This is a genomic window from Saccharobesus litoralis, assembly GCF_003063625.1.
Lineage (GTDB): Bacteria > Pseudomonadota > Gammaproteobacteria > Enterobacterales > Alteromonadaceae > Saccharobesus > Saccharobesus litoralis.
In genome coordinates, this window is record NZ_CP026604.1 from 1988202 (window position 1) to 2000993 (window position 12792).

Below are 12792 nucleotides of genomic sequence, written 5' to 3' on the forward strand. Positions count from 1 at the left end.
TTATTTAACAACAGGTTTAAAAAATGAATTTAGTCAAAACCGTTAGGCAAGTTCTTACCTTGCCTACCTATCCGCTTGGCGAGCCAGAGCGCAACCCATTATTTTTTGAAAAGCGGGTATATCAAGGCTCTTGTGGCAAAGTCTACCCAGTTCCCTTTATTGACAAGGTATATGACAAAGCTGAACCACAAGATTACGACTCAGTGACTTTAGAAAATGACTTTGTCCGACTTGTCCTGCTGCCAGAGATCGGAGGGCGCATTTTACTGGGTCAAGATAAGGTCAATAACGATTATGATTTTTTCTATCGACAAGATGAAATTAAACCGGCTTTAGTTGGACTGGCTGGCCCGTGGATTTCAGGTGGGGTTGAATTTAATTGGCCACAACACCATAGGCCTGGAACTTTTATGCCAACTGACGTCCATATTGAACGTGAAGCAAGTGGTGCGCAAACCGTGTGGATGTCAGAGCATGATCCGCTTAATCGAATGAAAGGGATGCATGGCATAAGATTACAACCGAATAGTGCCTTAGTTGAACTCAAAGCAAGGCTTTACAACCGTACCCCTCTTACACAAACGTTTTTATGGTGGGCCAATGTAGCAGCGGAAGTGCATGACAACTTTCAAAGCTTCTTTCCACCAGATGTTCACTATGTTGCTGATCATGCCGTGCGGGCGTTAAGCAGTTTTCCGGTAGCCAACAACCATTATTATGGCGTTGATTATGAAAATCGCCCCGGCGCTAACGATTTAAGTCTATACAAAAATATACCGGTTCCAACCAGTTACATGGTTTGTGACACCCAATATGACTTTTTTGGTGGCTATGACTTTGATGCCGAAGGTGGATTTATTCACGTTGCCAATAAGCATATTGCGCCCGGTAAAAAACAATGGACTTGGGGTAATGAAGAATTTGGCTGGGCATGGGATAGAGAGCTAACAGATAGGGTAGGTCCAACAGGAAAACCCGCCCCTTATGTTGAACTAATGGCGGGCGTTTACACCGATAACCAGCCCGATTTTACCTATTTATTGCCGTATGAAACCAAAACATTTTCGCAATACTGGTGGCCTTATAAAAAAATAGGCCCTGTACAAAATGCCAATAAAGATGCTGCTGTGCGTTTAGTCAAAAACAACGATGGTACGCTCGATTTAGGTGCGGTCGCGTCGCGTGAGTTTAGCCAAGCGCGGATCGTTCTAACACAAGGCAACAAGGTATTAATAGACGAAACGGTTTTATTAAGCCCCGAACAGCCGTGGCATAGGCCAAATAGCAAGGTGATTTATAGTGACTTCTACGCGCTTGAACTGGCAATCGAAGGGATCATTGCTTATCAACCAGTAGATGTAGACACATTATCCCAAAATCGAAACCAAGCATCAGAACCGCCATTACCTGAAAAGATTAAGTCTATCGATGAATTGTTTTTAACTGCTGAACACTTAGAGCAATACCGTCATCCGACGCGCTATCCTGAATTGTATTGGGATGAAATACTAAAACGTGATCCATTAGATGCACGAACTCATATTGCATACGGCAAAAAGCAGTTAAGCCGAGGCCTATTCAACACCGCGGCTGACCATTTTAAAAACGCGATCTCGCGTTTAACCTTGCGTCATCCTAACCCCTGTACAGGTGAAGCTCACTATTACCTTGGTTTAGTGCTGCGCCTGCAAGGCAACTTAAGTCAATCATACCAAGCATTCTATAAAGCCACTTGGAACTACGAATGGCGCGCAGCCGCTTATCATGAGCTTGCTCTGTTAGATTGCCAAAAAGGCCAGTTTCAGCAAGCGTTAGAGCATGTTAACTTGTCTCTGGATACCAATCGCCAAAACAATAAAGTGCAGGTATTAAAAGCGCTTGTCTTACAAAAGCTCGGCGAGGACTATGGTTCAGATTTAAACGCACTATTAGCACAAGACCCACTCGATCATTGGGCCAGATACGTGTCAGGCGATATCGAGGGCATGTTAGAAAAATCTCGAAATGATGCGCAAACCATACTGGATCTGGTTTATGATTTTGTTGATGCGGGCTTTCGCCAAGAGGCTATTTCTTTGCTGGAATTGCACCATCAGCATAAAGTGCAAGAGGTTGCTGTACCCAATCCACTGCAAAAATCACAGCTTACCCACTATGTGTATGCTTGGCTAACAAAAGACTTAACCAACTTAGAAAAAGCGCGTTCATTAAACTGTGATTATCTTTTTCCATCGCGCTTACATGATCAAATTATGTTGGAGTGGGCGCTAGCGCAACCCGGTGACGACCACAACGCTGCATTTGGCTTAGGAAATTACTATTACGATAAAAAACGTCATCAAGAAGCAATTGCGGTTTGGCAACAAGCGGCAACCACCGCCACCGTATGGCGCAATTTAGGTATCGCCTATTGGAACGTAAATCACGATGGTGAAGCGGCGCGCCAAGCTTATCAAACTGCGTTGTCGCTAGAGCCGAACAACCCTCGTATTTTTTCAGAATTCGACCAATTACGGGAAAAACTAGCAGATGATGTACACGACAGATTAAGCAGCTTACTCAACAATATTGAGCTAGTTAACCAGCGTGATGATTGCGCAGTCGCACTCGCCAAACTATACAACGACACCCATCAACCAGAAAAAGCACTAAACTGGTTAAAAAGCCGCCGGTTTCATCCATGGGAAGGCGGTGAGGGTAAGGTGTTAAAACAATACACCACAGCCCATTTGCTTTGCGGACAAAAAGCATTAGCTAAAGGCGATGCGGCTCGCGCACTTAGCTTTTTTACCTCGGCAATGCAGCCTCAAGAAAACTTAGGCGAAGCCTATCATTTACTGCAAGCCAAAGCCGATGTGACCTATTGGCAAGGTAAAGCCTACCAAGCACTGGGGCAAGAAGAACAAGCTCGGGCTTGCTTTAGCCAAAGCGCCAATGAAGCGGGAGATTTTCTCGCGATGGCAGTGGCTGAATACTCAGAGCTGACTTATTACCGTGGCTTGTCATTATTAGAGTTAGGACAAATACAACAAGCTAAAGCCTTGTTTAACCGATTTAAAACCTATGCAGAGCAGCAGTTACACGAGCCTGCAAGCATTGATTACTTTGCCACTTCGCTACCACTGCTGTTGGTATTTGAAGATGACTTAGACAAAACCAAACAACACGAAATGAAAAAACTCATTGCTTTGGCGGACAAAGGTTTAAAGACAGTCGCCTCCTTTGAACATTCGTTAAGCACTATCGGAGCATAAAACTAATGATAAATATCATCAAAAGCTCAAAGCTAATTATTTTACTGATCATGCCTATGCTGCTTCATATTATGGGTTGCAGTAACAAAGAGCAGCCAATTCAACAGGTTCAAACGCTCGATTTAGCAGGGACTTGGCAAATCAAACTCGATCCAGATAATGTCGGCATTCAACAAAATTGGCAAAACCAAAATTTTCAGGATTCACTGCAACTGCCCGGTGCCTTGCAAGAGCAAGGCTATGGCAACATTCCGGGGCCAAATACACCCTGGTATGGAAATGCGGAATGGGCAGGTAAGGGCGGCCTTAATGGATGGGGCCCAGAATGGTTGAGCAAATATAAAGAGCAAGGCATTTTCAGAATGCATCATTTTTTGCGGCCAGATCGCCACTATATTGGCGCAGCTTGGTATAGCAAAACGTTCGAGGTGCCGCAAACGTGGCAAGGAAAGTCTGTTTCAGTATCATTTGAACGTGTTCATTGGGTATCACAACTATGGTTAAACGAGCAAAAAATAGGTCAGCAAACCAGTCTAGCTGCGCCCCATCAATACACACTAGGCAAACTAAAACCGGGAAAACATAAAATTACCCTGCGTGTTGATAATTCAGAGCATGTTCATATGGGCTACAACGCGCATTCGGTTTCTGAACAAACCGCGGGCACATGGAATGGTGTTGTCGGACAACTCACCATGCAAGCTCGCCCCAACGTTTGGATTGAAAAATTCACGGTTTCGCCAAAGCCTGTCAATGGCATGGTAAAAGTCAGTTATCAACTGGGTAAAACAGAAGGTACAGATGGTGAATATCATCTTACGCTAGACGCTATTGGTAAAAGCCAAGGCAATACTCACAACCCAGCACCTTTAGTTATTAAAGGCAATATCGCCGACATTGACCAAGATATCCTTAGTGTTAACTATCCCATGTCAGAGCAAGCGTTATTATGGGATGAATATGAACAACACCTTTACCAGTTAGACGCTAAGCTAGAAACAGAAACCGCTCTTGATACACGTCAGCTTACCTTTGGTTTGCGTGATATGACGGTAGATGGAAAACATTTCAGTGTTAATGGCTATAAAACCTACATTCGATCTGTCGATGACTGCGCTGTGATGCCTGCTACGGGCTATGCACCCATGGATGTCGCGTCTTGGCGAAAAGTTTGGCAAACCTACAAAGATTTCGGACTGAATCTTGCTCGTTTTCATTCTTGGGCACCGCCAGAAGCCGCGTTTGTCGCCGCCAATGAAGTTGGTATTTACCTAAAACCTGAAGTGGGCGAGTGGGGGCCAGTTAAAACTCAGGACCAATTTGACTTTATGCGCGCTGAAGCCAAACGAATTTTGGATACCTTTGGTCATCATCCTAGCTTTGTGCAAATGGGGTTAGGTAACGAATATGACGGCGATCATCAATTCTTTGAAGACATCATTAATGAATGGAAAGCCTATGATGACTCCAAACTCTACACAGTCAAAGCCAATTCATGGAGCCCTAATAACGCGGATTTTCAAGTTCAGCGCGGCATTTGGCCGGAGCGTACCGTCAAGTTGCGCCATCAATTTGGCTGGCCGCCTAAGCCTGATCGTACTGAATTCAACTTAAACCCGCCAAATACGGCAATTGACTGGCGAGAAGCCAGTTCTACTTTCAATGTTCCGCTTATTTCTCACGAAATCGGACAAATTTGTACCTACCCCAACATTGATGCGGAAATTGATAAATACACAGGCTATTTAAACCCTGATTATTTAGAAATTGCCCGAGATCAATTAAAAGAACGTGGCATGTATGAATTATTACCTGAAATCGTTGAATCATCCGGCAAATGGCAAGTTGAACTGATTAGAGAAACATTTGAAGCAAACTATCGAACCCCTAATATGGCGGGATTTTCTTGGCTTTCACTGGCTGATTTTACCGGACAAAGTAGTGCGCCAGTCGGCTTAGTTGATCCATTTTATGATCCACATACCTATGTTGACATAGACTATGTGCGTCGTTGGAATGCGCCCACAGTGCTATTAGCTCGTATGCCAAAGCGAGTATTAACCCAAAGCGAAACATTTAAAGCGGGTATCGAGGTAAGCCATTTTGCAAAACAAAAACTACATTTGAATGATTTGGTCGCGACACTTCGCACTGACGCCGGCAAAACGATCAAAACATGGCGTTTACCAAAACAGAGTTTCGCACAAGACACTGCTCAGGCCATTGCGACAATTGAATTTTCGCTAAATACTATTGCCGCACCCGCCAAGCTTAACTTGCAACTTGAATCAAAAACCAATGGCTTAGTTAACGATTGGAATATTTGGGTTTACCCTGAAGAAAATATCACAAACTTTCCAGCTGATATTCATGTCAGCAAAGCATGGAATAGTGATACACAGCAACGACTAGCCGCGGGTGAAACCGTACTGCTATTACCTAATATTGGCGATATGAAAGGTAATTTACCTACCTTATTTACTAACCATTTCTGGACGGCGTTGGGTGAAAAAGGTGGCCAATCATCCGCATCCGGTATGTTGCTGGATCCTCAGCATCCGTTGTTTCAATATTTTCCAACCGATGCTCACGTAAACTGGAATTGGTGGGATATTCTTAATCACGCACAGCCAATGATATTGGATTCTTATGATTCGATAAATCCGTGGCCTAAAGCTTATCGAGCGCTTATTCAACCAATAGATTCATGGAAAATTAACCGTAAGTTAGCGCTTATTGTTGAAGCTAAGGTTGGTAAAGGTAAGTTGCTCATTAGCAGCATTGATTTAGAAAACGACATGCAAAATCGTCCAGCAGCGCGTCAATTGCGCAAAAGCTTAGTGGCATATTTGCAGTCTGCTGATTTTGCGCCGAGCTGGCAAATACAACCAGAAGTCATCGCTGAAATATTCCAAAAAGAAACTAAGCCCGAAAAGAAAATGGATTTTAGTGCTAATGCGCTGCCGATAGACAACTAAACTCTATAAACAAAGCCATGAACAGATGAATTAGCGGTAGCAATTTGGCTGTTTGATGGCTTTTCTTTTTGAGTAACCGCTAATGTTTTACGTCTAGCGTACTGTGAAAGTGAGTATGGATCGCTCACGATATTAGCGGTTGTTGCATTACAACGTACCCGAAACTATCCAAATTAATGAAAGGTTACTTATGAAAAACCTTAAAAACCTATCCTGCCAAGCACTCTGTGTTAGCGGGTTGCTTGCCAGCAGCTTGCTAGGTTGCACAACACAAAATAAGTTGCCGAGCGCAGAGACTGCGGAAATTCCCGCGCCGAAAAATGTATTATTTGTATTAGTTGACGACTTAGGTATCAAAGACTTAAGCGTGGAAGGTTCGACTTTTTATGAAACGCCAAACATTGACCAACTTGCCAATAAAGGCGTTCGTTTTAGCCAAGGATACGCTGCATCACAGGTATGCAGCCCGTCTCGTGCGTCGCTATTAACCGGAAAATATGTCACTAATCATGGGGTGACTACCTGGATAGGTGACAAATTTGGCAAGGCATGGCGCGAACGTGGCCGATTTGATAGCCATGATCCGGCACCATACAAGCATGTGATGGATCAAAGTGAAGTCACCTTAGCCGAACAGTTTAAAAGCAATGGATACAATACGTTTTTTGCCGGAAAATGGCACTTAGGCGGCAAAGGCTCAAGCCCTGAAGATCATGGTTTTGATATTAATGTCGGCGGTTGGGATACAGGCACACCACAAGGTGGCTACTTTTCACCCTATAAAAACCCTAAGCTTAAAGACGGCCCAAATGGCGAGTCACTCACATTAAGGCTGGCGCAAGAAACAGCCTCCTATATTGAAAAACAGCAAGGTGATAAACCATTTTTTGCTTACTTGTCTTTTTACGCAGTGCATGCACCGATTCAATCAAGCCAAGCCTTGTGGCAAAAATATCGAGATAAAGCCGAGCAACAGGCTTTGGCCAAACAGCACCCAAGGTTTGAATTTGATCGCCGTGGCGTAATGAGGCAAATTCAAGATAATCCAATTTTTGCGGGTTTGGTTGAATCTATGGATAACGCGGTCGGGTTAGTCTTAAATAAGCTTAAAGCGACCGGTTTAGACAAAAATACTATCGTCGTTTTTACGTCTGACAATGGCGGGTTATCGTCAGGTGATGGATTAGGCACAAGTAGCTTACCTTATCGTGGTGGTAAAGGCAGACAATTTGAGGGCGGGGTAAGAGTACCTTATTATATTTATGCTCCGGGTATGTCCGCCAATGGTTCAACTGTTGCTATGCCGGTTTCAGGTATTGATTTATACCCAACATTGTTAGATTTGGCTGGTATTAAACAAGACGCCAATCATCAATTGGACGGAATAAGTTTAAAGCCGCTTTTACAAGAGAAAACAGTGGGGCAAGTCATGGCGAATCGGCCGTTATTTTGGCATTTCCCACACTATGGTAATCAAGGTGGCGAACCATCGTCTATGATCCGCCAAGGTGATTGGAAGCTAATTTACTATCATGAAGATCAGCGTGTTGAGTTATATAACCTAGTTAATGATATAGGTGAGCAGCACGACTTAGCTCAACAAGAATTGGCGATGACAACATCATTAAAAGCTAAGCTAGATGACTGGTTATTAACTACCAAGGCTGTGTTTCCTCAACCAAATCCTGAATATGATCCACGTCTGCGCCAAGCTTACTTAGATAAAAAGAGAAATAGCATACCCAGATTAGATAAACGTCATGAAGCTTATCTGGATAAAAACTTCACGCCAAATAATAAATGGTGGGGCAGCGAGGAGTAATCATTAGGCAATTTTGTTTGAAGTATAAGGGTATTAATTTTGACATTTCGTCACTATTCCTCATAGAAGCGTTTAATTACCAGTAAGGAATAAACCCGGCTTAGGTTTGATTACCAAAGCTGGGTGACGGCGAACATATGAAAAGTTATTGCAAAGCCATCATGCTATTCGTTTGCATTTACTTGCAAGCTTGCAGCGTAACAACAGACAAACCAGCACAGGAAACTCCACAAGCATTAAAAATTAATCAGGGCTTTGTTAACCCACTGGGGTTTTACGATGCAAGTCCGAGTTTTTCTTGGCAATTGCCAAGCCAAGGCAGAGTTAAAGCCCAAACGCACTATCAAATCTTAGTCGCCAGCGCACCTGAACTATTGCCACAAAACCCAGATCTTTGGAATAGCCAACAAGTAGCCAGTAACAACACCAGCTTTATCCCTTATCAAGGCAAACCATTAAGCTCTCGCCAACAAGTATATTGGCAAGTGCGTTACTGGGGGGTGAAAAAGGGCAAAGGACAAGAGCCTCAGCCTTCAAACTGGAGTGACATTGCGCAATTTGAACTGGGTTTATTAAACAATAGCGATTGGCAAGCACAATGGATTGAAATAGACAGTGATAAGCCAATTGCGCTTAATCGGTATAAGACACCGATTCATATCCCTCAGTATTTACGTAGCCAATTCTCAACTGACAAAGCAATAAAACAGGCGCGTTTATATATCACTGCTAAAGGTGTGTTCGAAGCGTTTATTAACGGCCAGCGTATAGGTGATGATGTACTGACACCGGGCTATACGCCTTATAAAAAGCGTATTGAAACCTTAACCTATGATGTGACTTCGCATTTATTAAAGGGTGACAACGCATTTGCTATTACGTTGGCCGAAGGCTGGTATGCCGGACGATTTGGTCCTAAACGTCATTGGCATAAAAAGCTGAAGCTAACCCCGAAAGTGTTAGCGCAATTAGAGATCACCTACACAGATGGCAGTGCACAAACCATAGTGACAGATGAAAACTGGCAAGCCACGCAAAATGGCCCAGTACGCACCTCGGGTTTATACGATGGTGAACGTTACGATGCTAACTACGAACTTGCCAACCAAAGTGGCGATTGGCATCAAGTGGGTTACCAAGCTAACAATTGGCAAGGTGTTAAAACATCAGCGTTAGATAGCGACATTTTGCTACAACCCAAACGCCACTTTACTTCAAAAAACAAAGAGCTATTGCCCGCCTTAGCCATTAAACAGGTAGCAGGTAAAACCATATTTGATTTAGGCCAGAACATGGTGGGCGTACCACGTATAAAAGTCCCCATGCGCAAAGGGCAAACCTTAAATTTACGCTTTGCTGAAGGGGTTAATAGCGACGGTTCGCTCTATACTCGTAATTTGGGCAGTGCCAAGCAATTAGACTTTTATACCGCCAAGCAAGATGGTGTAGTTGTGTGGCAACCGCAATTTACTTTTCATGGTTTCCGTTATGTTGAGCTAAGTGGCTTTGATCCCAGTGCCAAACCCGATCTATCTTGGGTGACGGGTGTGGTGCAATATACAGACTTTGAATTAACCGGAAGATTTAACTCATCAAACGCACAACTTAACCAACTGCAATCGAATATTGAATGGGGTCTTAAAGGCAACTTTTTAGATATACCCACCGATTGCCCACAGCGTTCAGAGCGTTTGGGTTGGACAGGGGATGCCCTCGCGTTTGCCAACACGTCACTCTTTATTGCCGACAGCCATGCCTTTTGGGCGGCTTGGATGCAATCTATCCGCGAAGAACAATTTGCCAACCACGGCGTACCTGTCGTTGTGCCTAACGAAGTCGGCGAGATAGTGCAATCCGGTTGGTCAGACGCGGCGGTAACGATCCCGTGGGATGTGTATTGGCGTACTGGCGATAAACAAATTTTGGCAGAAAACTACCAAATGATGACGCGCTGGATTATCTATCACCAAAGCCAGCTCGAAAATGGCATCAGCAAGATGTGGACAGTCGGTGATTGGTTGCAGCCATATTCCAAACGCAAAGATACACGTCGTGGCGAAACGGATCATAGTTTGATCTCGACTGCATTTTACGCGCGTTCACTCGATTTAGTGGCGCGTAGCGCGAAAGTATTAGGTAAGCAGCAAGACTGGTTGAAGTACCAGCAATTGTTTAACGACGCTAAGCAAAAGTTTCAACAACACTTTTTTGATCAACAAGGTCGATTACAAGTCGGCGAGCAAACCCAAACTGCTTATTTACTGGCGATAGGTTTTGATTTACTCGACGAAGCTACCACGCAAAAAGCCGTACCGCATATGCTTGAGCAATTTGCAGCCGCGGGTGGTCACTTGCGTACCGGATTTTTGGGTACACCTTTAATTGCTCCAGTTTTAGATAAGGTTGGCAGAGCCGATGTCGCATTCGATTTAATATTCAAGCAAAGCTATCCGTCGTGGTTGTATTCGGTAAGCCAAGGTGCAACCACTATGTGGGAACGTTGGGATGGCTTTACGTATGATAAAGGCTACGCCAAAAAAGCCGGATCGCTCAACCACTATGCGTATGGCGCTATTGGTCAGTGGATGTATGATCGTATGGTTGGTATAAGCCCGTTAGAGCAGGGTTATAAAAAAATCCGTATTGCACCATTGGTCACTGAACATTTATCTTTCGCGGAAGGCTCATTTCAATCTGTACATGGTGTGATCAGCTCAAAATGGCAACGCAGCTCTCAACACAATTTGGATAGTCTAACCATGGATATTGTTATCCCGCCTAATACCAAAGCTGAAATTGAAATTCCGAAACAGGTTTATGCCATCAATAACCCTGCCGAGGGCGCAAAATTTAAGCCTCTTGGTTCGCAAGTTTTTATCAACGACCAACAAGTACTTTCGCAAGCCGAAAACACAGGTTATTCGTTAATTACGCAAAGCGATTCAAGCATCACTATTGCAGCCGAACCTGGACGTTATCGCGTACAGGTTAAAAATTAAGATTTAGGTTAGGCTGATTTTGTGGGCCGAATTTATTTCGGCTAACACAAGGTTGGTCGATGTAAAATCGACCCTACAATTTATCCAATGGTTATAAACTCAATTAAACAAATCAAATGTAATCAATAGTTTTCTATAATGCTCATTAGGTGTTAATATAAATCAAATTTAATGGGTGAATACGACAAAGAATGCCAATGCGTTTTAGTGTAAACAGCAAAGCAAAGTCGCTTATGAAAACAAAATTTAACCTGCTCTTAATTGGTTTAACTCGCCTCCAGCATTTAGCAGCAAGTTTGATATTAATTACGCTTGGCAGTGGCAACAGTTTCGCATCGAAACTTGATATTGCTTTATTGTCGCAAACCCAGATCACCGACAGCGCCATGTTTTTTAACGGCAAAAGGGTAACGGGCAAACATACTGCAAATAACCCAAATGGCTATGACTATATATTTGGTCAGGCGTTGTCTCCGCACGGTGACTGTATCAAGGTTTATCAACACTTTGTGTTTATGACTTGGTATCAAGGCGGTAAATATAATCGTCACGTTATGCTATCACGGCTAAATACTCAAACGGGTGTGATCAAAACGATCCAATTCCCCCATCAGCATACTGGTTTTAAAGGCAAATGGTGGTTGGGCGAAACGCACAATACGATTGCCGTTGGGATAAGCGCTAAAAATGACACCATTCATTTGCTATACGACATGCATCGCAATGGCCGAGTGGAAGCATTTGCTAACGATTATTTACGCTATTCTTTCTCAGTTGCTGGCGCTGCTACCGTGGCTGATAAAGACTTTACCTTAGATTTATTCGTTAACTCAAAAGCAGGGCATTACAAGCATCTAACATTCAATGGCATCGATGATGTTGAAACCACCAAATTATTAACCTACCCCGCCTTTTTCAGTGCAGATAATGGCGATCTGTTTATGAAGATGCGCTATGGTTTTTCCGCTAACGGTAAAATGTTATTTGCCCGATACGATGGCCTACAATGGCATGGCTATTATGACTTTAATCGCGTATTAGCCTCTGAACACGGCAGCAAATACAACTGGGGTTTATACGGTGACTTTAAATACACGGGCGGTAAATTCAGAGTTGCGTTTCAGCGCCGTTCAAAAAACAAGTCCGATAAATTCCTTTACCAGAACGGTATTTATTATGCCTATTCAGATGATCCGACAGGCGCATCGCAATGGAAAGATGCTCATGGCAACAACGTTGATATTCCATTAGCCAAATCTGAATTAATTAAAATTGCTGAGCCAGGTGACTGGGTTAAAACGCAAAAGAAAGATCAGGTATCCATTACCCATGGCTTTGATTTTGTTGTTAGCGCCGCCGGTGATGAGCACTTCATCAGCCAAATCACGGATAAAGAATTTAATGTGGTCAAACACCTGCATACCTACCGCAAAGCAGGCGCTAAAAAATTCAGTACGGTAGAAACTGATTTTGGTGGGCAGTTGCACACTGCAGGCAATAATGTGTTTTTAATCGGCCTTAAAAATGGTCGGGTCAATATAGCTAAAGCGCAAGGTGGAACGAGCCAATTTCAAGTCGTTTACCAACATAAACAAGGGCCAAAATTTGATAAAGGGGTAATGACTGTCGCCGAAGGTAAGGTGTATTACTATCTAAAACAAGAAACTGGCACGGGCGATAAGCGAACGCTTTATCTACAAGTATTTGATTTAACAGCATTAACCAATGAGGCTAAATAA

The 12792-nt window shown here is 43.4% G+C and carries 5 protein-coding genes; all 5 read left to right on the forward strand.

All coding sequences use genetic code 11. The features are described 5' to 3' along the window. The first annotated feature begins 23 nt into the window (after nt 1-23). Nucleotides 24-3254, forward strand: a complete 3231-nt coding sequence (locus C2869_RS07020; protein WP_108602272.1) for a DUF5107 domain-containing protein — start codon at nt 24-26, stop codon at nt 3252-3254. Nucleotides 3255-3259: 5 nt separating this feature from the next. Continuing rightward, nucleotides 3260-6232, forward strand: coding sequence for a sugar-binding domain-containing protein (locus C2869_RS07025; protein ID WP_108602273.1), 2973 nt, complete (start codon nt 3260-3262; stop codon nt 6230-6232). A gap of 190 nt (nt 6233-6422) precedes the next feature. Further along, nucleotides 6423-8054: a sulfatase gene (locus C2869_RS07030; RefSeq protein WP_108602274.1), complete on the forward strand. Its 1632-nt coding sequence runs from the start codon at nt 6423-6425 to the stop codon at nt 8052-8054. 137 nt (nt 8055-8191) lie between these two features. Continuing rightward, nucleotides 8192-11053 (forward strand): alpha-L-rhamnosidase, encoded by a 2862-nt coding sequence (locus tag C2869_RS07035; RefSeq protein WP_108602275.1) that lies wholly within the window; start codon nt 8192-8194, stop codon nt 11051-11053. 233 nt (nt 11054-11286) lie between these two features. Further along, nucleotides 11287-12792: a BNR-4 repeat-containing protein gene (locus tag C2869_RS07040; protein ID WP_108602276.1), complete on the forward strand. Its 1506-nt coding sequence runs from the start codon at nt 11287-11289 to the stop codon at nt 12790-12792.

What these genes read in the sequence shown, in the direction of transcription:
- C2869_RS07020 (WP_108602272.1), top strand. Translation starts at nt 24, where the DNA reads ATGAATTTAGTCAAAACCGTTAGGCAAGTTCTTACCTTGCCTACCTAT.
- C2869_RS07030 (WP_108602274.1), top strand. Translation starts at nt 6,423, where the DNA reads ATGAAAAACCTTAAAAACCTATCCTGCCAAGCACTCTGTGTTAGCGGG.
- C2869_RS07040 (WP_108602276.1), top strand. Translation starts at nt 11,287, where the DNA reads ATGAAAACAAAATTTAACCTGCTCTTAATTGGTTTAACTCGCCTCCAG.
- C2869_RS07025 (WP_108602273.1), top strand. Translation starts at nt 3,260, where the DNA reads ATGATAAATATCATCAAAAGCTCAAAGCTAATTATTTTACTGATCATG.
- C2869_RS07035 (WP_108602275.1), top strand. Translation starts at nt 8,192, where the DNA reads ATGAAAAGTTATTGCAAAGCCATCATGCTATTCGTTTGCATTTACTTG.